The sequence below is a fragment of the Staphylospora marina genome (assembly GCF_003856495.1).
Taxonomy (GTDB): Bacteria; Bacillota; Bacilli; order Thermoactinomycetales; family Thermoactinomycetaceae; genus Staphylospora; species Staphylospora marina.
Genome location: NZ_CP034118.1, coordinates 880,321 through 904,638 on the forward strand (window position 1 = coordinate 880,321; position 24,318 = coordinate 904,638).

At 55.3% G+C, this 24,318-nt stretch carries 22 protein-coding genes; 16 read left to right on the plus strand and 6 right to left on the minus strand.

The features are described 5' to 3' along the window. Positions 1-211: 211 nt before the first annotated feature. Genes EG886_RS04460 through sdhB form a run of 3 tightly spaced genes read left to right on the plus strand, consistent with a single transcriptional unit; the run spans position 212 to position 3,389 of the window. Positions 212-862 (plus strand): succinate dehydrogenase cytochrome b558 subunit, encoded by a 651-nt coding sequence (locus EG886_RS04460; protein WP_124727013.1) that lies wholly within the window; start codon positions 212-214, stop codon positions 860-862. A gap of 17 nt (positions 863-879) precedes the next feature. After that, a complete protein-coding gene (sdhA, locus tag EG886_RS04465; protein ID WP_124727014.1) occupies positions 880-2,637 on the plus strand; it encodes a succinate dehydrogenase flavoprotein subunit in 1,758 nt (585 codons plus the stop codon). After that, on the plus strand, positions 2,637-3,389 hold the full coding sequence (gene sdhB, locus EG886_RS04470) for a succinate dehydrogenase iron-sulfur subunit (protein ID WP_124727015.1): 753 nt from the start codon (positions 2,637-2,639) through the stop codon (positions 3,387-3,389). The genes sdhA and sdhB overlap by 1 nt, the downstream gene beginning before the upstream one ends. A 108-nt stretch (positions 3,390-3,497) precedes the next feature. Here sdhB and EG886_RS04475 read toward each other — a convergent pair whose 3' ends face one another. The 6 genes from EG886_RS04475 to EG886_RS04500 all read right to left on the minus strand — a co-directional run bounded on the left by EG886_RS04475 (position 3,498) and on the right by EG886_RS04500 (position 9,410). Next, on the minus strand, positions 3,498-4,403 hold the full coding sequence (locus tag EG886_RS04475) for a DUF1002 domain-containing protein (protein WP_241154371.1): 906 nt from the start codon (positions 4,401-4,403) through the stop codon (positions 3,498-3,500). A 177-nt stretch (positions 4,404-4,580) separates the two neighbouring features. Beyond that, positions 4,581-6,116 carry a fumarate hydratase gene (locus tag EG886_RS04480; RefSeq protein ID WP_124727016.1) on the minus strand — a complete coding sequence of 512 codons (1,536 nt, stop codon included), beginning with the start codon at positions 6,114-6,116 and terminating at the stop codon, positions 4,581-4,583. 136 nt (positions 6,117-6,252) lie between these two features. Further along, entirely contained in the window at positions 6,253-6,498 is a 246-nt protein-coding gene (locus EG886_RS04485; protein WP_124727017.1) for a DNA alkylation repair protein, read from the minus strand. A 55-nt stretch (positions 6,499-6,553) separates the two neighbouring features. Then, positions 6,554-6,859: a winged helix-turn-helix transcriptional regulator gene (locus EG886_RS04490; RefSeq protein ID WP_124727018.1), complete on the minus strand. Its 306-nt coding sequence runs from the start codon at positions 6,857-6,859 to the stop codon at positions 6,554-6,556. 234 nt (positions 6,860-7,093) lie between these two features. Further along, positions 7,094-7,816 (minus strand): hypothetical protein, encoded by a 723-nt coding sequence (locus EG886_RS04495; RefSeq protein WP_124727019.1) that lies wholly within the window; start codon positions 7,814-7,816, stop codon positions 7,094-7,096. Positions 7,817-7,982: 166 nt separating this feature from the next. Then, the gene (locus EG886_RS04500) at positions 7,983-9,410 is read right to left on the minus strand and encodes an alkaline phosphatase family protein (RefSeq protein WP_241154417.1); all 1,428 of its coding nucleotides are present in this window, start codon (positions 9,408-9,410) and stop codon (positions 7,983-7,985) included. A gap of 247 nt (positions 9,411-9,657) precedes the next feature. Between EG886_RS04500 and EG886_RS04505 the strand changes: the two genes are divergently transcribed. The 13 genes from EG886_RS04505 to EG886_RS04565 all read left to right on the plus strand — a co-directional run bounded on the left by EG886_RS04505 (position 9,658) and on the right by EG886_RS04565 (position 24,313). After that, a complete protein-coding gene (locus EG886_RS04505) occupies positions 9,658-10,857 on the plus strand; it encodes a M24 family metallopeptidase (RefSeq protein ID WP_124727021.1) in 1,200 nt (399 codons plus the stop codon). Positions 10,858-11,083: 226 nt separating this feature from the next. Beyond that, positions 11,084-11,302 carry a helix-turn-helix domain-containing protein gene (locus tag EG886_RS04510; protein WP_124727022.1) on the plus strand — a complete coding sequence of 73 codons (219 nt, stop codon included), beginning with the start codon at positions 11,084-11,086 and terminating at the stop codon, positions 11,300-11,302. Positions 11,303-11,540: 238 nt separating this feature from the next. After that, positions 11,541-12,566 carry a methyltransferase domain-containing protein gene (locus EG886_RS04515; RefSeq protein WP_124727023.1) on the plus strand — a complete coding sequence of 342 codons (1,026 nt, stop codon included), beginning with the start codon at positions 11,541-11,543 and terminating at the stop codon, positions 12,564-12,566. 332 nt (positions 12,567-12,898) lie between these two features. Beyond that, the gene (locus tag EG886_RS04520; RefSeq protein WP_124727024.1) at positions 12,899-13,477 is read left to right on the plus strand and encodes a hypothetical protein; all 579 of its coding nucleotides are present in this window, start codon (positions 12,899-12,901) and stop codon (positions 13,475-13,477) included. 40 nt (positions 13,478-13,517) lie between these two features. Further along, positions 13,518-14,555 (plus strand): CdiA C-terminal domain-containing protein, encoded by a 1,038-nt coding sequence (locus tag EG886_RS04525; protein ID WP_124727025.1) that lies wholly within the window; start codon positions 13,518-13,520, stop codon positions 14,553-14,555. A gap of 162 nt (positions 14,556-14,717) precedes the next feature. Next, a complete protein-coding gene (locus EG886_RS04530; protein ID WP_124727026.1) occupies positions 14,718-15,296 on the plus strand; it encodes a hypothetical protein in 579 nt (192 codons plus the stop codon). 340 nt (positions 15,297-15,636) lie between these two features. Then, entirely contained in the window at positions 15,637-16,218 is a 582-nt protein-coding gene (locus tag EG886_RS04535; protein WP_124727027.1) for a hypothetical protein, read from the plus strand. Positions 16,219-16,404: 186 nt separating this feature from the next. Continuing rightward, positions 16,405-16,965 carry an ATP-dependent Clp protease proteolytic subunit gene (locus EG886_RS04540; protein WP_124727028.1) on the plus strand — a complete coding sequence of 187 codons (561 nt, stop codon included), beginning with the start codon at positions 16,405-16,407 and terminating at the stop codon, positions 16,963-16,965. A 476-nt stretch (positions 16,966-17,441) separates the two neighbouring features. Then, positions 17,442-18,437, plus strand: coding sequence for a 2,3-diaminopropionate biosynthesis protein SbnA (sbnA, locus tag EG886_RS04545; protein WP_277423829.1), 996 nt, complete (start codon positions 17,442-17,444; stop codon positions 18,435-18,437). Then, a complete protein-coding gene (gene sbnB, locus EG886_RS04550) occupies positions 18,434-19,453 on the plus strand; it encodes a 2,3-diaminopropionate biosynthesis protein SbnB (protein ID WP_124727029.1) in 1,020 nt (339 codons plus the stop codon). The genes sbnA and sbnB overlap by 4 nt, the downstream gene beginning before the upstream one ends. A gap of 21 nt (positions 19,454-19,474) precedes the next feature. Continuing rightward, positions 19,475-21,271 carry an IucA/IucC family protein gene (locus EG886_RS04555; protein ID WP_124727030.1) on the plus strand — a complete coding sequence of 599 codons (1,797 nt, stop codon included), beginning with the start codon at positions 19,475-19,477 and terminating at the stop codon, positions 21,269-21,271. Between the two features lies 1 nt (position 21,272). Beyond that, on the plus strand, positions 21,273-22,538 hold the full coding sequence (locus EG886_RS04560; protein WP_124727031.1) for an MFS transporter: 1,266 nt from the start codon (positions 21,273-21,275) through the stop codon (positions 22,536-22,538). A gap of 17 nt (positions 22,539-22,555) precedes the next feature. Beyond that, a complete protein-coding gene (locus EG886_RS04565; protein WP_164491650.1) occupies positions 22,556-24,313 on the plus strand; it encodes an IucA/IucC family protein in 1,758 nt (585 codons plus the stop codon). Positions 24,314-24,318: the final 5 nt, after the last annotated feature.

The window sequence follows — 24,318 nt, forward strand, 5'->3', positions numbered from 1 at the left end:
GGCAATACTGGAAAAAGAAAGGAATCGCCGGGCGGATCATGAAACCCGTACCATTTGTAACACTCTTGAGAAAAATGAAAATAGACTGTAAAGAAATGGCGATTTCTTGACGCCTTCATGACGGGAGGAGTAAAATAATAGGCGAAGTTGCAAGCCCTTTTTGAACATTTTTGTTTAAAAAATGTTGATGTCGCGAGATTGGAGGCAAACGATGAGCAAGCAACGCGAATTTCTCAATCGCCGGCTTCACTCGTTGTTGGGCGTCATCCCGGTGGGCTTCTTCCTGGTGGAACATCTGTTTACAAACTATTATGCCACCAAGGGAGCTGGCGCCTTCATCAAGCAGGTCGAATGGCTCTGGGGCATTCCGTTCCTGCTTGTGCTGGAGATCTTTTTTATTTTTCTGCCCCTTTTGTATCACGGGGTTTACGGTCTGTACGTGGCTCTGCAGGCCAAAAACAACGTGGGCAATTTCGGCACCTTCCGCAACTGGATGTTTTTCCTGCAACGTGTGACCGGCGTCATCACGCTCGTTTTCGTCGTCTGGCACGTGTGGGAAACGCGGATTCAGGTCGCGCTGAAGGATCTGACTCCCGAAGAAGTTGCACAATTGATGGCGAACCTGATGCAGAATGATGTGACGCTCATCCTGTACATCCTCGGCGTGATCATGGCCGTGTTCCATTTCAGCAACGGCATGTGGGCATTCCTGGTCAGCTGGGGCATCACCGTCGGACCGCGTGCGCAAAACGTGTCCACCTGGGTGTGGGGCGTTGTGTTTGTGGTCGTTTCGTACATGGGTGTCAGCGCACTTCTTGCGTTCGCACAACCGGATTTCATGCAACATCTGGCACAGCACTAGAAGGGAGCACATGATCCATGAATGAAAGACTGATCGTTGTCGGCGGTGGTCTGGCAGGTTTGATGGCCACCTTGAAGGCTGCCGAAGCAGGCGCCAATGTCATGCTGTTCTCGCTTGTCCCGGTGAAGCGTTCACACTCCGTGTGTGCACAGGGCGGTATCAACGGTGCCGTGAACACCAAGGGTGAAGGCGACTCTCCGTGGGAACATTTCGATGACACGGTGTACGGCGGTGACTTCCTCGCCAACCAGCCGCCGGTCAAGGCCATGTGTGAAGCGGCCCCGGGCATCATTTATCTGATGGACCGGATGGGCGTTCCGTTCAACCGGACTCCCGAGGGTCTGATCGACTTCCGCCGGTTCGGAGGCACCAAGCATCACCGGACGGCTTACGCGGGTGCAACCACCGGCCAGCAGTTGCTCTATGCATTGGATGAACAGGTCCGCCGCTATGAAGTGGCCGGAAAAGTCGTCAAGTACGAGCACTGGGAATTTCTGAGCATCCTGCAGGATGACGAAGGCCGTTGCCGCGGCATCGTGGCACAAAGCTTGCGGGATCATGAAATCAAAGCATTCCCGGCTGACGCCGTCATCCTGGCAACCGGCGGTCCCGGTGTCATCTTCGGCAAATCGACCAACTCGGTCATCAACACCGGTTCGGCGGCCGCTTCCGTTTATCAGCAAGGCGCGTACTACGCAAACGGCGAATTCATCCAGATCCACCCGACCGCCATTCCGGGCGACGACAAACTTCGCCTGATGTCCGAGTCGGCCCGCGGTGAAGGTGGACGGGTCTGGACCTACAAGGACGGCAAGCCTTGGTACTTCCTCGAGGAAATGTATCCGGCGTACGGAAACCTGGTTCCCCGGGACATCGCCACCCGCGCCATCTTCAAGGTCTGTGTCGACATGAAGCTGGGCATCAACGGCGAAAACATGGTTTATCTGGACCTGTCCCACAAAGATCCGAAAGAACTGGACATCAAGCTGGGCGGCATCATCGAAATCTACGAGAAATTCATGGGTGAAGACCCGCGCAAGGTTCCGATGAAGATCTTCCCGGCCGTTCACTATTCGATGGGCGGTCTGTGGGTCGACTACAACCACATGACCAACATCCCGGGTCTGTTTGCCGCCGGAGAGTGCGAGTACCAATATCACGGTGCCAACCGCCTCGGTGCCAACTCCCTGCTGTCCTGCATCTTTGCAGGAATGGTGGCCGGACCGAAAGCGATCGAATACATCCGCGGTCTGGACAAACACGTGGATTCTTTCGCAAACGACGCGTTCGAATCGCAATGTGCGGCCGAGCAAGAGAAGTACGAAAACATTCTCAAGATGGAAGGAACGGAAAACGCTTACCTCATCCACAAGGAATTGGGCGAGTGGATGACCAACAACGTCACGGTCGTTCGCTACAACGATCGCCTGAAGCAAACGGACGAGAAGATTCAGGAGCTGATGGAGCGTTATCAAAACATCAGCATGATCGATACGGCCAAGTGGAGCAACCAGGCCGCTTCCTTCACCCGTCAGCTGTGGAACATGTTGCAACTGGCACGTGTGATCACGCTGGGGGCTTACAACCGGAACGAGAGCCGTGGCGCTCACTACAAACCGGAATTCCCTGACCGCAACGACGATGAGTGGCTGAAAACGACCAAAGCCAAGTTCACCGCCGACGGCCCGGTCTTCGAATACGAACCGGTGGACGTCTCCCTGATCAAACCGCGCCCGCGCCGCTATGACGTGGACAAGAAGGGAGCGAGCAACTGATGAGCGAACAACAATACGTACACTTCATCATCACCCGTCAGGACACTCCGGACAGCCAGCCTTACACGGAAGAGTTCAAGGTTCCGTACCGGAAAAACATGAACGTCATCTCCGCTTTCATGGAAATTCAACGCAATCCCGTCAACGTCAAGGGTGAAAAAGTGGCGCCGGTCTGCTGGGAGTCCAACTGTCTGGAGGAAGTATGCGGAGCCTGCTCCATGGTGATCAACGGTGTGCCGCGTCAGGCATGCACGGCGCTGATTGATCATCTCGAACAACCCATTCGCATCGAGCCGATGCGGACCTTCCCGGTCGTTCGTGACCTGATTGTTGATCGCAGCCGCATGTTTGATGCGCTCAAGCGGGTCAAAGCCTGGATCCCGATCGACGGCACCTACGATCTCGGACCGGGGCCGCGCATTTCCGAGACGGAACGGCAATGGCGGTACGAGTTGTCCAAGTGCATGACCTGCGGGGTATGTCTGGAAGCATGCCCGAACGTGAACAGCAAATCGGAGTTCATGGGGCCGTTCGTACTCGGTCAGGTTCAACTGTTCAACTCGCATCCGACCGGTGCGATGAACAAAGAAGAACGGATCGAAGCGCTGTTGGAAGACGGCGGAATCGAGGGATGCGGAAACTCGCAAAACTGCGTGCAAGCCTGCCCGAAAGGGATTCCGCTCACCACGGCCATCGCCAAAACCAACCGCGACGCCACCAAGCACATGTTCAAAAAATGGCTCTCCATCTGATGCAAGGGGGGAGGGCGAACCGCCGGAACCATCCGTTCCGGCGGTTTTTTGTTCATGGAAACAAAAAAAATCGCTGCTTGAACGCAGCGATTGAACGGTGTGCCCGCTTTACTGCTGGCGGGACGAGGAAGAAGTGAAGAAATCACCGATGGCGCGGAACAGATCCCCCAGCCATTCCAGGATGGTGTCAAGGATTCCGCGGGTGGTTTCATTGTTGAGGATGTTGGCGATGTCCCCGCGCAGCGTTTCAAATTGCGATTTCAACTCATCCCAGTCGATGTTGAGAGAGCTGAAGTTTTGGGAGAACTGCACGAGCTGATTGACGGTTTGCTCGTTCAGGTTGATGTTGAATTCATTGGAGATATTGATGATGATATCCTTGTACTCTTCGGGCGTTTCCGGCTTTTCTTTGGCCACTTCTTCTTTCACGCGGTTGATGAACTGCACGGCCTTGTTCGGATCCCCGATTTGTTGGGCCAGTTCGGAGGTGCGGACGATTTCCTCGTTGGCCACCTGTTTCTTGTTCTCATCGATCTTTTGTCCGGTGGCGGTTTCAAACGCCTTGATGATTCCCGTCAGGGCCGCGGTGCCGGACACGTTCGTCGGAGCGGTCACATAGATGTCGGCGTCCTTGATCCCGGCGGTGATGGCAGCGTTGGCATACATGCTGTCCGTAATGGTGGTGATCTTGTTGGTTTTCACCGAGATGCCTTTGCCGCTTTCGGTCAGCGTGATTTTCGCCGAGGACAGGGCACGCCGGCCGATGGTGGCCGCACTCATGTATTTCCCCAGATATTGATGCTCTTCCTCATTGGTGACATAGATGATGGTGACATCGTCACGATTCACTTGCATCTCATTCAAAATGGCGTCCTGCTGATTGATGGTCAGGTCTTTTCCGAGCGTGACCACGGTCTCGCCTTCCACCGCATCGGCGGAAACCGTACCCGGTACCAGCAGGGTGACGGCCGTCAATGCGGAGAGTGCCATCATTCCGAGTTTTTTCAGGTTCATCGGTAATGAAAATCCCCCTTTACATGGTTGAACAGCGGGCAAAGAACACGGTTTGAAAGCCGGACCGGTCACCCGTCCCGCCGGTCACCATCAATTTTACCTGTTTCTCTGCATGGTGTGAATAAAAAAGAAAGGGAAGTCCGGTGGACTCCCCATATCTTTTCCCGGATGGGGCATTCATTTAAACACGGGGTCTTTCAATTCGGCAAGTTTTTCCAGGGAAGATTTCTCCACGCCTTCGTGCAGGCTGTTGCCGTGCGCATCCATCGTGACGATGGCTGCGAATTTCTTCACCCTGAGGTGCCACATGGCTTCCGGAATGCCGAATTCCATGAAGTGGACGCCTTCCACGTCGGAGATGCATTCGGCATAGTATTGGGCGGCGCCTCCGATCGCGTTCAGGTAAACGGCTCCGTGTTCCTTGAGTCCCTCAAGGGTTTTCTTGCCCATGCCGCCTTTTCCGACCACGGCACGAATGCCGAACTTCTTGATGATGTCCGCCTGATACGGCTCCTCGCGGATGCTGGTGGTCGGTCCCGCCGCTTTCACTTGCCATTTGCCGTCCTTGTCTTTCAACATGACCGGACCGCAGTGATAGATCACGCCTCCGTTCAGGTCAACGGGAGAATCGTGATCCATCAGGTGTTTGTGCAGGGCGTCACGCCCGGTATGAATGAGTCCGTTCAAAATGACGACGTCTCCCACTTTCAACTGGCGCACTTGCTCTTCGGTGAGCGGCGTGGTCAATTCCACCGTGCGTCCTCCGGTCATTCCTTGCGAGTCGGTTGCGGGAGTTTGCGGAGCTTTTTCTTCATTCTGTTCTTTGTACAACCAGTCGCGGATTTCGCCGGTTTTCGGGTCAATGGCCACTCCCTGGCGACGGAACGCCCAGCAGTTGTAGGCCACGGACACGAAGAAGCTGGCGGGCAGACGGTTCATGCTTCCGATTTTGCAGCCAAGCAGGGTGGTTTGGCCGCCGAATCCCATGGTGCCGATACCGAGCGTGTTGGCTTTTTCCATGATGTAGGCTTCCAGTTTGGCCAGATCGGGATTGGGATTGGTGTCATCCACCCGACGGAAGAGCTGCTCTTTGGCCAGCTCATACCCGCTCGTGCGGTCGCCGCCGATGCCCACTCCGATGAAGCCGGCGCTGCAACCGTGTCCCTGGGCTTGCCAGACGGCGTGCAAAATGCATTTGCGGATTCCGTCCAGATCGCGCCCGGCGCGGCCCAACCCTTCCAGCTCACAGGGGAGGCTGTATTGGATGTTCTTGTTTTCGCAGCCGCCGCCTTTCATGATGAGGCGGACTTCGATGTGGTCTTTTTCCCATTGCTCAAACTTGATGATCGGCGTGCCCTCTCCCAGATTGTCTCCGCTGTTCTCCCCGGTGAGGGAGTCGACGGAGTTGGGACGGAGTTTGCCCAGCCGGGTGGCTTCGGCGACCGCTTCGCGGATGTCCCGGGTCATTTCAATCTGGTTGGCTCCCACCGGCACCTTGATCTTGAAGGTGAGCATGCCGGTGTCCTGACAGAGAGGAGAGATGTTTTCTTCCGCCATCCGGATGTTGTCGCTGATGGTGGCCAGGGCGATGGCCGCCTGGGTTCCGGCGTCTTCCCTCAGCTTGGCTGCCTGAATCGCCGCTTTGGCATCCGGGGGAAGCTTGGTGGACGTTTCGATGATCAAACGAAGGATGGATTCCTTGAAGGCATTCATGGATCAAACCCCTTTAGCGCCCTGATTCGGGAGCGAATCTTTGCACACTTTTATTATAATCGGTATGTCAAACCGAATCACGGAGACGGTGAACAAACACAACAAAACCCCGCCTTTGACATGAGGCGGGGTTTGTTCACGACAGGCGATTGTGAATGGCGCGCTGGATAAAGCGCTCTTCCGGCTCGATGACGCCGCAAACTCCGCATTGCACCCGGTATTTTTCCGCGCGGTAGGGATGCTGAAGCGGATCCTCGGGAGGGATGACTTCCAGGATTTCTCCGGTGCGGGGGTCTTTGCGGACCGATTGGACCACTTGCTCGATCACGTTGAACCGGCTGCGGTTGGTGCCGCAAGCCGGGCAGAGATACGGTACAGGCATGACTCGACACCTCCGGTCATACCTTATCCGGGAATGATGAAAATTATGCGGTTGTTCACACCCATTCTTCGGCCCATTTCTGAATGGAATCCAGCACCGGCTCCAGGGCTTTTCCTTTGGCCGTCAGCGAATATTCAATCCGGACGGGCGTCTCCGGATAGACGGTTCGCTGCACCAGACCGTGTGCCTCCAACTCTTTGAGACGCTCTGCCAGCATCCGTTCGCTCATGAGCGGGATCTGTTCCCGAATGTCGCGGAAGCGGCTGTTTTTTTCCATCAGAACCCGAAGGATGAGCCCCGTCCATTTTTTCGCCAAGATCTCGATCGCCGCTTCGAACTTCGGGCATATGCAGCGCTCCATGATGTCTCACCTCTCTTTGTATCTTAACAAAACTTCGGAATTTGGACATCTATCGTCACAAAGGGAATCGACTTCCGTTTGTCAAGTTGTTTCTTTCAGTATAGCGGAAACGCAAGCATGCGGCAAAAATCACATCCAAACTTGAAAAGAGCTCCCCGGAATGCGGGGAGCCTTTCGGGCGGTGGCCGGTGCGGGCGGTCCGGGTCGTGCGAAAGAAACCCGGGGGTGACGGGATCATTCCACCGGCGCGGGCGGATCGGGATGGAGGATTCGTTTGGCCGCTCCCCGGATCTCCTGGAATGACTCGCGGATCTCGGACGTGCTTTTTCCTTTTCGGGTCAGGGAGATGAGCCGGTCGATCAGCAGCGGGGACCAGGGGAGATTCATCGCTTGCCGGGTGAACGCGTGAGCGGCAATCTCCCGGGTTCGATGAAGAGGACGCCGGATGGTCAGAGGGCCGCGTTTTCCGACCGGGACCCGGGGCAAACGAAGATCCGTCCGGCCCAATGACGTTTCTTCCAAATGGTGAAACCATTCATGGAACAAGTGGAGGCGGATCAAGTCCTCGTCCCGGATTCCGTCCGCAAACGTGGAGAAAAAGGCGCGAAGTTCGTCGATCGAGCTTCGGTACACATCGATGGTGGGAGGTTTTCGGGTGTATTGGGCGCGAATGTGCGGTTCGGTCGGATGCCGGTCGTGAAACCGGACGCGGACGTTTCGGGAGATGATGGTGTTCACGAGTTTGACGAGGGGCCAATCCCCGGCATGGGAACGTGCCGCTTCTTTTCCCATCCGGATGGCTTCCCGAATGAAATGCGGGATCAGTTCCTCGGGGATTTTTTCGTACCAGGGATCGAGCCTGAGCTCCATGAGAGCCAGCTCTTCTTCGGACAAAGAGGGCCATTTCCGGTCGGGATGGACGGAAGAAAGAGAAGTTGCCGCCTCAGAAACGCTCACGGGTGTCCCTCCATTTACCAAGTGTTTTTATACAGATATGTTCCTTCATTTGGAGGATATGTTAAGGAAACATTCGAATGAACAATAGAAAAACCGCCCTCACAGGGGCGGTGTGAAGAACTTCAAACATGGAAGGGAGAGGCGTATTTGGTCCGGGAAGCGGGGATCACTCCGAAAGCAGCTCCAGGATCCACCGCTTGAAGTCAATGAGGCGAAGCGAAGGAGGCAGTCGGTCGGTTCCGCAGACGATCATCGGGACCAGCGAGTCCAGCTGATGGAGGGATCCGTGTGCCGCTCCCGGATGTTTCGGAGATTTTTCACCGACCATTTCGTAACCGGGAGACACGGTGACCACCACCACTTGTTCGGCCGTATCCATCACCCCGTGGAGCCTGGCGAGCACATCGGGGTACACGCCGCAGACGATCCGGTTTCCTTCCTCCACCGTCAGATCCAGAATGGGCAAATCTCCGATGAGATCCCATGTTTGCCCGTACTCGTCCGTGAAACGGTCTCCCGGACGGAACTGCAGCTTGCCCTCCCGTTGCCCGCTGTAAACGTGGATCCAGCCATCCTCTTTCCAGGCGATCACATCCAGTTTGTTTTCCTGTTTGAGTGCGCGGGCGATTTCCACGGAGGTCGGGGAATCGGCCACGGGGTACAGGTAGGCCATCCGTTCGTTCACACACAGGACGATCTGGTCTTGCGCGCGGGGTCTTTTTCGCCTCACCGGCATGATCTTCCAGCCTTTGAGGCGCTTGCGCAGGTCCACGTATGCTTCTTTTCGGTCGGGAATCACTTTTGCTTGCCCGCTGTCCCCCACCACGATGAACGTGACTTGTTCGATGGCCTCCTCCCAAGAAGGAAACGCGTGCAGGATCTCCTGCAGTTCCCTGTCCACCATCTCAATCCCTTCGATCCAAGACGGCCCCTTTTGGTGGACCGCATCGTCATTTTTGGGAAAATAGACGATGGTGAACGGCGGAAGTTGGCCGCTTCGCATCAGAGATACCAGCTCCATCCGGGAAAATTTGTCGTTCAATCCGTAGCGGGTGAACGGACCGGCAGGGCGGCTGTCGGGAAACAACCGGTGAAGCGAACCGAGTGAAAAGATTTCAGGTGTCCCGGCTTTCACGCTCCGCGGAACCAGGCCGAACAAGACGGGCAGAAGGGGAAGTTTCAGGCGAACCTGACGATGTCCCCTGAAAATCATCGCTCCGATGGATCCCGTCGGTCCGTGATATTCTTCATGGATGGTTCGGACGTTTTTCGACAGGAAGCGCTGGTTCAGGTGCTGCAGCCCGTCCCTGAGCACGGAACGGAGCCCGAACGCCAGCGATTCCCGAAGGCCGGTCCCGAAATTGATCACCCGTCGTTCTTCCGGATGGTAATACGTCAGGCCGAAAATCCGGTGTTCATTCGGGTGCGTACCGGTGAGCAGCGTGGAATCGATGCACACGCTCATCGTGGGAAAAGAACTGACCACCTGCGGGAAGTACATCCCATGTCGCGAGAGAAACTCCATCGCGGGCGCTTTCCCGATCTGCATGGCTTCCCTCAGCGGAGTGTCCATCAGGGAATCCACCACGATCATGACCACCGGTTTTTTCCCTCTGTCAGTTAGCGGCGGGATCGCATCAGCGGGCAAACGGTTTGGTGGGAGGTTTCGCTTCAGGATGAAACCGATCGCGATCAATCCCGCCAAGACAGCCAATATTGTCGTCAACATGGATTTCAACCCCGGTTCTGGACTATCATAGAGGTAGCCTTTCACTTCCTTGAACTGTTTATGCTTTTTCAAAGACCCCATCAACTTCGAAGCAGAAAGGGATGAAGTCCGAATGCAACCGTTGCCTCTTGTTCCGGAGACTGAAGTGAAATCCCGCATCCGCCGGTTTCAGCGGGTGTTGGCCGACTTGAACGTGGACGGAGCCTTGATCACGCAAAACGTCGATGTGTTCTACCTGACCGGAACCATGCAAAACGGGGCACTTTTTGTTCCGCAAACCGGAGAGCCGGTGTTCTACGTCAAAAAAAGCATCACCCGTGCGGAACAAGAGTCGTCCGTGGCGGTGGAAGACATGGGCCGGATGAAAGAGCTGGGACAGCGCATCCGGGAGCGATTCGGCGAAGTGAAACGGCTCGGTCTTGAAGCGGACGTGCTTCCGTACGGCTTGGCCTTGCGCTGGCTTTCCCTGTTCCCGGGAGCCGAAGCGGTCGATGTCGCTTTTCCGCTCCGAAGCATCCGCGCCGTCAAGTCCGGGTATGAACTGGACAAGCTTCGTGAAGCGGCCGCAAGGGTGAACGAAATCATCCTCAGCCTTCCGGAAGTGATTCATCCGGGCATGACGGAGCTGGAGCTGTCCGCCCACATTGAAAACACGCTCCGGCTCAAGGGGCACACGGGAATGTACCGGATGCGCGGATACAACCAGGAACTGTGTTTGGGCATGGTGGCTTCCGGTGCTGCTGCCGCCACTCCCACGTACTTTGACGGGCCCGCCGGCGGTCTCGGTCTGTCCGTTTCCAGCCCCCAAGGTTCCAGCCGCAAAGCAATCGCTCCGGGCGAGCCGATTTTGGTGGACATCAGCACCGTCGTGGAAGGGTACATCATCGACCAGACCCGCATGGCCGTCATCGGGGAAATGGATCCCGAACTGGAGCGCGCGTACGAGGTAGCCGTGGAAATCATCAAGGAAGCGGAGAAAATGGGAAAACCGGGCGTGAGCTGGGAATCTTTGTACATTCGGTCGCTGGAAATGGCCGAAGCGGCCGGATTGAAGGATCATTTCATGGGCTTCGGCAAAGACCAGGCCAAGTTTCTGGGGCACGGTGTCGGACTTGAACTGGATGAACTGCCGATTCTCGCCAAAGGATTCAGCCAACCGCTTGAGGAAAACATGGTGATCGCCATCGAGCCCAAATTCACGTTCCCCGGACGTGGCGTCGTCGGCATTGAAAATACCTATCAGGTGACTGAAAGCGGTCTCAAATCCATCACGTTTGCTCCCGAGGAGATCGTTCGAATCCCGGTGAGATGATCCTTTGTTCGTCACCCTTCCCATTCGGGCGTTCGTCGATGGAACCAACTTCTTCCCGTGCGCATACCATGAGGGTGAAAAGCGGAGAAAAACACGCAAGAAACGCAGAAAACACCGCCCAAAAACGCCTTCACACTTCACGGCAGGCGGACATCGCTCATACAATACCTTGACTGGTTCCTGCCCCTTGAGTTCCAAGTGCTCGAGCAAGGAAGGGTGGCAACAGTTGAACAATCAAAAAGGCAAACCCTTGTTGACCAATCGGGAGAGAGAAGTGTTTGAGCTCTTGGTTCAAGACAAAACAACCAAGGAAATCGCCCAACAGCTGTTCATCAGCGAAAAAACCGTACGAAACCACATCTCCAACGTGATGCAAAAACTCAACGTCAAAGGTCGCTCTCAAGCTGTCGTGGAACTGGTACGTTTGGGTGAGCTCAAAATCTGAGGAATGGACCCTGCCGCATTTTTCGTGGCGGGGTATTTTGTTTGTCCGACCGGAAACCGGATTTTCTTACCCGTTGCTTGAAACGGAAAGGTTGCGTTAAGATTTTTGGTAATTCAAGCATGGAAAGGACGAAGAGTGATCATGATGATGATGACGAAACAACGAATCGCTTCCGACCGGAATCCGTTGGCACGAGTCATGGCGAAAAACCGGAACGGGTCGGGAGGTTTTTTGAAACATGGAAATCACGTACATGGGGACGGTGCTTCCCGGATTCGAAGGAATCGCTCGGGATGAGATCGTCACCAAACTTCGTGCGATGATTGTCGACACGTATCGCGGCAAAGTTCTGTTCAAAACGGACGCATCACCGGACAGCTTGTTTATTCTCCGCAGTGTGGACAACCTGTATCTGTTCATCAAACGGTTCAGCATGGGCCCGCACAAAGTGCATTTGAACGATCTTGAGCGGACCGTGGCCCGGTTGGATTTGACGGCGGTTGAGAAAAGGGTTGCACCCGCCAAACACGTCACCTTTGTGGTCAACGCCAGCCGGTCGGGCAAACACACGTACAGCCGTTTTGACTTGTCCGAAGCGGCCACGCGCGGCATTTTGAAGCAAAGGCTGCATTGGGTGCCGGGAACGGCGGAACGGCATCTCCTGGAGTTCAGGCTGGATGTGATGGATCAAACCGGTTTGTTTTCCTTGCGGCTGACCCCGCCCGAATTCCGCTGGCGCGGTCGAAATCGGGGATTTTCAAGAGCGGCCTTGCGCCCGACGGTGGCACATGCCTTGGTCTGGCTGTCCCGGCCGCAAGAATCCCAAACGTTCCTGGATCCGTTCTGCGGATCGGGAACCATCCTGGCAGAACGGCTTCATTACCCCGCACGGCGCATGTGGGGAGGAGATCTCTCGGAGGAAGCCCTCGACGCGGCGCGGAACAATCTTCATTCACAGCCGCATTTGTCCCTTCACCGCTGGGATGCCCGAAACCTGCCCCTGGATGCCGCTTCGGTGGACAGGGTGGTCACCAATCTTCCGTTCGGGCGCCAAATTCTTCATGACGGGGAGATCAGGCCCCTTTACCTGGGGTTCATGAAGGAGCTGAAACGGATCTTGTCTCCGGACGGCCAAGCCATCCTGATGACGGACCGGACGGACGACCTGGAAGCGGCTGCCTCAAAACTGTCATTGAGTTGTGAGACGATAAGTCAAGTCAGCCTGAAAGGCCTTCACCCCAAAGTGTTTCGGATTCGGAAATAAGAAGTTTCGCCGAATGACAAATATCGCCCTGCCGTCACCTTTGCGGCAGGGCGAGTGCAACACTTCGGATCTGTAACGAGTGTGGAAATCATATGATTGAGGATATTCTTCGGACGTTTGAGGTTGTGGATTGGCAATGGGAAAATTGCTACAGCGGATTGAAAGATTATTTGAAACAGATTTGATGAGAACATTATTGTAATTGTCCTGAAGTGAGGAATCTTCTTGAGTACGTTGCCGATTTATCTGGGCAATGAGCGCCAAATTTTCATCCTGTCCTTGTATTTTTTGGTATAATATTTGTTGGATTCTTGAAACGGGAGGAGATCAAAGTGCCGGAACGGTTGTGGAAATTTTTCGACCCTGATCTGGGACAGATCTATGTCACCATCGATCGCGAGAAGATATCACAGGTGGAGGTGGTACACAAAGTATATGAAGTCGGGCAACACTTCGGTGGTGTGACGAGTGTTGAAATCAAAACGGAATCAGTGGGAGATGATGCTTTCAAGGAAAATATATACGAAGATGCAAAAGGAGTGAATGGGCAAAAACCTTCGGATGCGTTGATTTCATTTGTGACCAACACCCCTGACGTTACCGATATGCATTTTGATTTGGGGACGTTTTGTGTGGATGAGACCGGTGGTGAAAGATGGATGGTCGATGCCGTCACCCTGTCATTTTATGTGGAGCACGTAAATGATGAATGGGGATTTTTCATCGATGTCAATACGGACCTGTTCGTCCCGTTCAGGTATGTGAGAGATGAGCGGACGGAGCGGATGGCCCGGTTGAATGCCCCCAAGCTGAAGCGGTTGATCAACGAATTGCTCGAGACGTTTGAGGCTGTGGATTGGCAATGGGAGTATTCCTACAAAGGGTTGAGAGAGTATTTGGAACAGATTTGACAAGAACTTCATTGTCCGAAAGTGAGGAATCCTCTTGAGCATGACATTTCCGGTTTATCTGGACAATGAGAAAACCAGGTTGGATTGGGAAGCTCATCAGGCAGCCGATTTGAAACAGAGATGGAAGGCGCTCGAACCGTTTCTGACCGGATGTGTAGATGAAAAATTCAAAGAAATCGAGGACAATTATTCCGCCGGCAAAGATACTGGAGCCAAAGGTGAACTGGAATTCCTGGAGAGAGCCGTTTTCGAGGAGAAAAGGATCGTCAAGGTTTTGGAAGATGGTCGGAATCTCCCTCATCCGCTCGAGCCGGAGAAGAAAATAAAGAATCCTGATTACAGAGTGGAAGGAGAGATTTGTGAGATAAAAACAACGAATGAGTTGGGCAAGAACACGATTCAAAATCTGTTGAGGAAGATCAATGAGCAAATCAAGGGATCAGGATATGAGTCTCCGGTACTCTTGACGGAAGAGATTGACGGAAAAAAAGCCCGGATTCCCACGGGCATCGCATATATTCAGTTGTTGAAGGGAGACAAAGAAAATCTCACCATAAATTTGGAGGACCTCCGGAATAAAGTGATCAGACACTGTCACCCCGGTCAGTACCGCTCCGTCAAAGAAGTCCATATTTATTATGAGAATCAGTTGATCTTGCAGTTTGCCCGGGATGAAAAGTGGCAAATGAAAGAAGTGGACCTTACCCGGGTACATCATCGGAGTCAGGCACCGACTTCGGAACGGACACAGGTGGATTCCGGGACGCTGTACAAACTCGTCGATATGCATACAAGACTTTCCCGTTTGACAGAGCATCCGGGAGGTCTGCAACCCGAAGCCAGGGAAGCGGCTGATCGGATGAATCAGGCCGTTCAATCCGTCTTTCAAAAAGAATACCCGGACCTCAAACTGAAACCCTTCACGATTGAGACATCGGGGATGGCATTGCAGATCCTGAAAGAAAACAATGCGGAAGCCCGGAAGCTGGATCCGGAACAGTTTCACACGCTCGGGTTCCGGAATCAGGCTCTGGATCGGATGATTAGCCGGGAAAAATACGTGGAAATGGAACGGTGAATAATTATTTCTGGTCAACACATCGGATGAATGCCCGGGATCTTGTTGCATCCATGAGCAGGAATTTTGGCGTGTATCGAACCCGCTTTGCAACCAATGTTTCGCCCTGTCGGTATTTTTGCCACAGGGCGAAATTCATGATTGGAGAGGAGGAAGATCCAAGTGTCGGAACGGTTGTGGATATTTACTGATCCCGATCTTGCATCGTTGGATGTCTATATTGACCGGGAAAAAATATCACAGGTGGAGATTGTACACAAAGTGTATGAAGTTGCTCGACACTTCGGCGATGTGACGAGAGTGGAAATCATCACGGAATCTGCGGGAGATGATGCATACCTGGAACATATCGGAAAAGATGAACAAAGTGTCAAAGAGCAAAAGCCGTCGGATGCATTGATTTCATTTGTGACCAACAGCCCTGACGTTACCGATATGCGTTTTAACTTGGGAACGTATTGTGTGGATGAGACCGGTGATGAGAGATGGATGGCGGGAGCAGTGACCCTGTCATTTTGGGTGGATCCGAACGATGTGGAATGGGCCTTTTACATCAATGTCAATACGGACCTGTTTGTCCCGTTCAGGTTTGTGAAAGATGAGCGGACGGAACGGATGGCTCGATGGAATGCTCCCAAGTTGAAGAGGTTGCTTGAGGAAATTCTTCGGACGTTTCCGGTTGTAAGCTGGGAATGGGATTATTGCTACAGTGCGTTGAAAGAGTACTTGGAACAGATTTGATGAGACCAATCATGGTCCAAAAGTGAGGAATCTTCATGAGCGTGACATTGCCGGTATATCTGGACAATGAGGATACCAGGTTGGATGGAGGAGCGGACCCTGTCACACCATCACAGGATTTATTGCGATTGCGTGTATCCTTTGTGCAACCAGGTGGTCGTCTTTGCGGTAGGGGGATATTCATGAAACACTAATACGAATCATTCAAAGGAAATGTACGTGGAAGCTGTAGACAGTTTTGTTTATCCGGTGATCTGATGTTTTCCATGACAATCTTCATCCAGTCCATGAAAATTATTGGTAGAAACTTGTCAGACTGTTGAAACGGGAGGAGAACAAAGTGCATGAACGGCTGTGGAAGCTTAATGACCCTGATTTGGCATCGATCTATGCCATTATCGATCGCGAAAACATATCAAAGATGGAGATCGTACATAAAGTATATGAAGTGGCACAACAATTCGGCTGTGTGACGAAGGTGGAAATCCACACGGCATCCGTGGGAGACGATGCATTCACGGAAATGAACATAGAAGATTCAAAAGGAGATGAAGGGAAAAGACCTTCCGCTGCGTTGGTTTCGTTTGTGACCAGTACGCTTGACGTTACCCAGATGCATTTTGAATTGGGGACTTTTTGTGTGGATGAGACCGGTGGTGAAAGATGGATGGCAAGAGGCGTCACTCTGTCATTTTATATCGAGCCGAATGGGGAGGAATGGGGATTTTACATCGATATCAACACGGACCTGTTCGTCCCGTTCAGGCGTGTCAGGGATGAGCGAACGGAGCGACTGGCCCGCTTGAATGCCCCCAAGTTGAAGCGATTGATTCATGAACTGCTTCGGACGTTTCAGGTTGTGGATTGGGAATGGGAGTATTCTTACAGAGGATTGAAAGAGTATTTGGAACAGATCGGATGAGGACAATACGGTGCGGAAAGAGAGGATGTTTTCTTTAACGTGGCAATTCGACCTGTCCGGTACGGGCAGGTTTTTCATGGGAATCTCGATCTGAAAATTCAGCCTATTGCAATGAATGGAGGAAAATGAATCCAACTGAAGAAAAATTACCCTCGCCTGATCAGTTTGCCGATGGGTGGGTGAAACATGGACAAGCGGAAGTGGGAGTGCCGGAAAGAACGGAATTTGTACTTGTTCTCCAGAGTGGATGAGAAGTCGGTGGCCGAAGTTGTGGAGAAAATCGTGGAGATCAATCTGTATGACGACTTGCAGGAAGAGGAGAAAAGGGAGTACGAACGTCATCCGATCAAGCTGCACATCAGCAGTTACGGCGGGTCCGTTTATTGCGGCTTTTCCCTGGTGGATGCAATTCTGGCCAGCAAAACGCCCGTACACACCATTTGTCTGGGGAAGGCGATGAGCATGGCGTTGGCGATCATGGTGGCCGGACACAAGCGAGTCGCGCATCCTCATTCGACGTTTATGTACCATCAGCTGTCCGCCGTTTTGTGGGGGGATTTGACCCACATCAAACGGGATGTCAAAGAGTGTGAGCGGCTGGAAGCGTTGTACGATGAACTGGTGTTGTCAAGAACCCGCATTCTGAAAGAGAAACTGGTCGAAGTAAAGGAGAAACGGCAGGACTGGTTTATTTCCGTGGATGAAGCATTGAAATTGGGAATCGTGGATGAGATCGTGCAATCCTAAACATTGGTTTCGGCTCTGAACGACCGTCGGAGCGGGACACGCAGATCCATGGACACACCGGTCAGAAGAAAGAGGAAAAGAACATGTTGAACAAAGACATGGAATGGCTCAGGATCATCATGAAACGGAATCCGGGAACGCCGAGTCCGCACGACGCATGGTGGAGATTGAGGGAGACTGCGTCATGTACATCCCGCCGCAGACATGGAGCATCCAAGCCATCCGATTGTACTTGTGGGCGGATTCGAGTTTGAAACCACCGAACCTGCTCCCGGGGGCTATGAAAATCAGACGGCTCGTGCACTCCCGTTGATCCGGCATTTGCCGTGTCGCTTGACTGCCGCCAAGATGCGGCAGTTTTTTTGTTGCCCGAAAAAAACTCATTCAAAAATATTGACTTGAAAATGATTATCATTTACACTGGACAACGGAAAACGGATGATAATGATTCTCATTATCTGCAGGAGGCGAAGCGGATGTCGGTCTCTGCCGAAGACATGTTGCGGCGAACCGTTCCGGATTCCGTGGTTGACTGCGTGGGAAACACGCCGATGGTCCGTCTGAACCGTCTGTTCGGCGCGGACGGCGTGGAGGTTTACGCCAAGCTGGAGTACATGAATCCCGGCGGCAGCATGAAGGACCGGACGGCCCGGCACATGATCCTGGAGAGCTTGAAGGACGGGACGATCCGGCCGGGTTCCCATCTCATTGAGAGCAGTTCGGGAAATCTGGGAATCGCCATCGCCATGATCGCCCGCGTGTACGGATTGAAGTTCACGTGTGTGATCGATCCGAAAACGTCTCCGGCCAATGTCCGAATCCTGAAGAAACTGGGAGCATCGGTGGATCTGGTGACGAAGAAGGATGAGCACGGCGGTTATCTCCATACCAGGATCCGGCGGGTGAAGGAGATTCTGAGGGAGATTCCCGGTTCGGTCTGGCTGAACCAATATGCCAATGAGCGGAATTGGCAGGCGCATTATCACGGAACGGGCCGTGAAATGACGGAGCAATTGCCGGGGAAACCCGATGTGCTGGTGGCGGCGGTCAGTACGAGCGGAAGCCTTCTCGGATGTGCCAGAAGGCTGCGCGAAACGTGGCCCGGGCTGAAAACCGTGGCGGTGGATGTGGTCGGTTCGGTGATTTTCGGAGGGAAGCCGGGGCGACGGGAAATTCCGGGAATGGGAGCGAGCCGGGTGCCCGAGATTCTCAGCCGGGAGGAAATCGACGAGGTCATTTACGTGAGCGATCGGGAAGCGGTGCAGGGATGCCACGATCTGTTGGCCCGCGAAGGGATCTTTGCCGGAGGTTCGTCGGGGGCGGTGGTCACGGCCATCCGGAAGCTGATTCCCTCCCTTCCGAAGCCGTGTCGGATCGTCACGCTGTTTCCGGACCGCGGAGACCGGTATCTGGATTTGGTATACAACGATGACTGGGTGGAACAACTGCCGAAACGGGAGGAAGAGAAATGAAAGCGGAAAAACGGCCGCAAATCCTGTATCTGTCGCAATCGGATATCGTGTCGCTGGGAGGGGACCGTTCCGACCTGTACGTCGAGGCGATTGAACGGGCGTTGCAACTGCATGCCGAAGGACGCTTTGTGCAGCCGCTCAAACCGTATCTGCGCACGAAGGAGACGGGCGGCCATATCGCGGACCGGATCATTGCCATGCCGGCCCATCTGGGAGATCCGGGCATCTCCGGGCTGAAATGGGTCGGAAGCAAGCACGACAACCCGCAAAAACGGGGACTTCCGCGGGCAAGCGCGCTCATCATCCTGAATGACCCGACGACCAACTTTCCCGTCGCCGTCATGGAAGGAAGCCTGATCAGCGGGATGCGGACCGCCGCGGTGACGGCGGTGGCCGCAAAGCATCTGGCCAGGAAAGGCTTTCGGGTTGTCGGCTGCGTCGGGTGCGGAGTGATCGCCCGCATGCAATTGATCACTCTGCTGGAACAGTTCCCGCACATCCGGGAGATTCACCTGTTTGATCTGAACCCCGGATCTGCGGAGCGGTTGGCCGGTGAATTGCGTGAAACATTCCCCGAAGTCACCGTGACGGTGGCCGAATCGGCGGAAGCGGCGGTCCGCCGGGGAGAAACGGTGATCACCTGCACCGTGGCGGATGAACCCTACATTCCGTTTGACTGGATCCGCAAAGGGGCGTTCATCAGCAACGTATCCATCATGGACGTCCACAAGGACGTGTTCCTGAAGGCGGACAAGGTGGTCGTGGATGACTGGGATCAATCCAATCGGGAGAAAAAAGTGATTCACCGGCTGGTGCTGGAAGGACGGTTCTCCCGGGAGCAACTTCACGCGGAGCTGGGCGAGATCGTGAGCGGACGCAAACCCGGGCGTGAAACGGAAGACGAGATCATTTTGCTCAACCCCATGGGCATGGCCATCGAGGACATCGCCTGCGCGGAAGAGATCTATCGGAAGGCGCTGGAAGCACGGATCGGAAAACGGTTGGACCTGTATTGACGCGGAAAAGAGGAGAGAGACATGGAACGGAGAACACAAGCCGACCGGGATCGGGCAAGGCGGAAAGTATTGACCGAACTGGTGAACGCGCTGCTGGAGGAAAATTTCGCCGGCATGCGGGAATCTGCCGGGGTCTGCGGAGAGATCCGGGAGCTTTCCCTGCCGCTGGACGAAGGGGAACAGTGGTTGCGGGTGGCGGTCGGTTTCGCCGGCGAAGTGGTGTTTCGGGGGCGCAAAAAGCCTCGCTTCCGTTCTTGGGAAATGAGCCGCCCGCCTGTGCTGCTGCTCAGGAGCGGAGAGGAACCGAGCGAGCTGGACGCTCCCGCATTGATGCGGCTGCTCGCGGAGACTTCCGGCGAAGCTTGGCCCAATCTGGACGGAGTGTGCGAGGAGCTCCGTCTCGCGGTGGAGCAGCATGTTCTGTCCGGTGAGGCGGACGGCGGTCTCCGACAAGACTCCGGCGTCAGCCTGAAGGAAGGCGAGCGGTTCGCCGCACTCAGGGATCGTCCGTTTCATCCGCTGTCCCGGGTGAAAAACGGGTGGAACGCGGAGGAATACCGCTTGTACAGCCCGGAGTTCGGACAAAGGTTCGGGCTGGATTGGGTGGCCGTCCGGAACTCTCACGTGACGAGGGGTGAAGACCGAGTGGACGACTTGCCGGAACTGCTTCTCACCCCTGAAGAAGCGGCGAAATTGCGGAGCGAAGCGGCAGCGAAAGGGGTGAAAGACGGGGAATTTGTCCTGATCCCCGTGCATCCTTGGCAGATGAAACGGGAGATTCCAAAGGTGTTCAAATCGGAGCTGGAAGACGGCATCATCGTGCCGGTCGCCGGTGCGACGGGATGTTTCCAGCCGGGATCTTCGGTTCGGAGCCTGATCTGTCTGACCCGTCCGGACATTCACGTGAAGGTGCCGCTCGGCATTTACTCGCTGGGGGCATTGCGCATTCTGCCGCCCCGCTATCTGCGGAATGCGGTGATCGCCCAGGGATTGATCCGGGAGATCATTCACCAAGATGGGTGGTTGGCGGAACATCTCCTCGTCTGTGACGAATCCCGCTGGGCCACGTTTCTGGAACCCGGGAGCGACCTGTTTGCGGACAAATCGGGTCATCTGGGTTGCCTGATTCGTCGGTATCCGCGGGAAGTGTTTGCCGCGGACACGGTCGTGCCGATGTCCGCCCTGTCCGTACATGACGAAAAAGGAGATGCTCCGCTTCTTCGGTTTCTGCTGTCACAGGGGGACGGAGATGGACGGGAATTGTTCGGGAGCGTCTGCCGTGTGTTGATCCGGACGGCGTGTTCGTTCATTCGATACGGAGTGCTGCCGGAACTTCACGGACAAAATGTGGTGCTGTTGATGCGGCGGGGGAAACCGGAGCGTCTGCTGATTCGGGATCACGACACGCTGCGGATCTGCCCGGAATGGATGAAACGGGCGGGAATTCCGGAAATTTCGTACGTGCTCAAGCCGGGAACCCGCAACACGCTGGTGCTTCCTTCCCTGGAGGAGCTCATGGCCTATCTGCAGACGCTGATCATCCAGGTCAATGTTGCGTCCGTGATGGAAGGGTTCGTAAAGGGAGGTCATTTCACCGGAGACGAGGGTTGGTCGACGGTGGAGGAAATCCTGCGTCAAGAGCTGGCGAGGATCGAATCGCCGGATCTGGCGCAAGAAGCCCGAAGGGTGCTGTTCCTGGCGGAGAATTGGCCCATGAAAGAAATCATTGCTCCCCTGTTGAAGAGACAGGGAACGGGCGGAGGAAGCATGCCGTCCGGCATGGGACGGATCGCCAACCCGTTCCGGAGGAGCGGATGACATGGACACCTGGCGTCGCAATTTCCTCATTTTGTGGACGGGTCAATTCGTGTCGATCAGCGGTTTGACGGTCATGGTGCCGCTCATGCCGCTGTTCATCGAAGAGTTGACGGGTACAAGCGGAGAGGCGGCTGCCTGGTGGACGGGAGTCTGTTTGGCGGCTCCGGCCGTCACTTCGTTGTTCTGTGCTCCCTTGTGGGGGAGGTTGGGGGATGAATGGGGCCGGAAGTGGATGGTGGTTCGGGCATTGGGGGGACTGGTGATCAGTCTGGCGTTGATGGGATTTTGCCGGTCCCCTTGGCAATTTTTGCTGTGCCGGCTGTTTCAGGGAGCGTGCGGCGGGGTGGTGGACGCGGCGGCCGCGTTTGCCGGTTCCGAAGCTCCGCCGGAACGGAAAGGGCAGGTGCTCGGCCGGCTGAATGCGGCCACGGCGGCCGGTTCGGTGCTGGGGCCGTTGATGGGGGGCATGCTGGCGGACCTGGCGGGATTTCGCAGTCTGTTCTTCATCATGGCCGCACTGACGGGCGTTTTGACCGTCACCGCCGCATGTTTTCTTCGGGAAACGAACATCGTCCGTCAGAGGGAGTCTCAAGAAAAAAGCGCCGTTCGCCCGTTGAAAGAAGCTTGGCTTTCATTGGTTCGCCACCGCGAAACAAGGGCGTTTCTCTGCGGAGGCGTGTTCGCACAGGCGGGGATTTACGGCGTTACCGCGGTATTCGCCCTTCACGTGGCGGCTCTTTCCGGAGACTCTTCCATGGCGGCCACTTGGGTGGGGCTGTTGCAAGCCGTCACTTGGCTCTCCGTGATGGTTGCTTCGCCGTGGTGGGGGAAACGAAATGACACGAAGCCGGTGCATGTCTCCTTTGTTTGGGCGGCACTCGGTTGCGGAATCAGCGTCATGATCCAGGCATGGGTGACGGACGTGGGTTGGTTGGTTCCGCTGAGAATGGTGCAAGGTGCTTTGTTTTCCGCACTGATCCCATCCGTGTTTTGCCAGATTTGTCGCAGCGGGGATCCTCGCCTGCACGGAACGAGAGTGGGACTGGCCAACAGCTGCCTGACGGGAGGACAAATCCAGGGATCGCTGCTGGCTTCCGCGTGTCTGGTCACCCTTTCCACTCCATGGGTGCTCATGGTCATGGGCGGTTTGTTCATCGTCGGAGCGGCTTGGGTGGCTGTCGGAAAGATCCCACAGGCGGACAGCGGGAGGAGTTGTCCTGCCGTGCATGCGTTCACGGGAGAAACGTCGGAAGGACAGACAGGTTGAAAGGGGAGGAGCGGAACATGAGGCGGCAGTGGCGCCGGATCGCGGAGCGTCAGACGCTGGAGCGGTTGTTGAACACCTATTTGAGAGAAAAGGGAGACGGATTGTGCACGGAGGAGACTCTGGACGCCTCCGCGGGCAAATCGGGCCGGTTTACGATCCTTCTTCCCCGGCAGCACAAACGGATTCACGGAACGTTTGCCCATTTCTCGCCGTTCGGCCATCACCGGTATGAAGATGCATTCGCCGTCAGCGGGGAAGGAGAGGAATCGGTTCCCGCGGAGTCGTGGAAGCAGGTGGCTGTCCTGTTGCTGGACGAGATCCGGGACGAATCGGAGGAGAAGCAGCGGGATGCATTGCTTCACCAGATGGAAAACAGCATCGACAAGACTGCGGTGTATCTGGGGAGAGCGGACGAGAAGAAGGACGAAGACTGGATGATGCTTCCGGACGGCGAGCGGTCTCGCCGGGCGGAGCAGCGTCTGCTGTTCGGCCATCCGTTCCATCCCACCCCGAAGAGCTCCGAAGGGTTCGGCCCGGAAGATCTGGAGCAATACGCCCCGGAAATGGAGGCCTCCTTTCCGCTGGTGTGGGTGGCGGTGCATCCGGAATGGATTCGGGAGGAACGGGTGGACGGGGAAAACCCCGCCGATGAAGCGATGTTCCCCGCGGATGTGAGAGAGGAAGCGGCTCTTCTTCTCGCCAAGGGGTACCGTCTGTTTCCGATCCATCCGTGGCAGGCCGGATATCTGGAGCGCGATGCGGTCTTTCAAAAGGCGCTCGAACACGGAGCGATCGTTCGCCTGAAGCAGGGCGGCCCCTTGGTTTCTCCCACGTCTTCCGTCCGGACGGTATTCAGTCCGGAACTGCCGTGGTCCCTGAAACTTCCGCTTCATGTGCGCATCACGCATTTCGTCCGGGAGAATACCCCGGAGCAGATCCGACGTTCGCTGGATGCGAGCCGGGTGATCCGGAAGTTCCGGCGACAATGGCCCTGTCCATCCCTGACGGTGTTGACGGAGACCGGGGCACTTCAGATTTGCCCGCCCGATGCGCGGGATCGTGAAGTCTTTCCTGCGGCAAGCGCCAATGTGCTGTTCCGGGAAAATCCGGACCGGAACCGGCATGCCCCTCTGGTGGTGGCGGCTCTCCTGGAATGTGCACCGGGACGTTCGGAGCCTCCGCTGTTTTCGGCGATCCGGGAAGCGCTGAACCTGCCGGACGGGCCCGTTTTTGCAGAGGGATTGGCCAAGTGGCTGGAAGCGTATGTGGAAGTGGCGGTCATCCCCGCGATTGAGCTGTTTGCGGAGACAGGAATCAGTTTGGAGGCACATGTGCAGAATTCCCTGATTCATTTGGAGAACGGCTGGCCGACCCATTTTTATGTGCGGGACATGGAAGGAGTCAGTATCAACCGGGAACATCCGGAGATTCGGAAAATCACCGGCGGGGTGATCCCCGTGAACAGCCCCGTGCTGTATGAGGAGCGGACGGCTTGGGAACGGCTTCAGTACTACCTGATCACCAATCATCTCGGGCATTTGATCCATGTGCTGGCATATTACGGCGGTTGGGAAGAGTCCGCGGCCTGGATGGCGGTGAGGGAGAGATTGGAACGGCACCTTTCCCGCACCCCATCGCACCGGTCCGGGTGGTTCGACCGATTGCTGACGGAAGAGACCCTTGCGGCAAAGGCCAACCTGGTGAGCCGCTTGCAGAATCGGTCTGACAATGCCGTTTACATTCGTGTGCCCAATCTGTTGAAACGGGAGAGGTGAAAGCG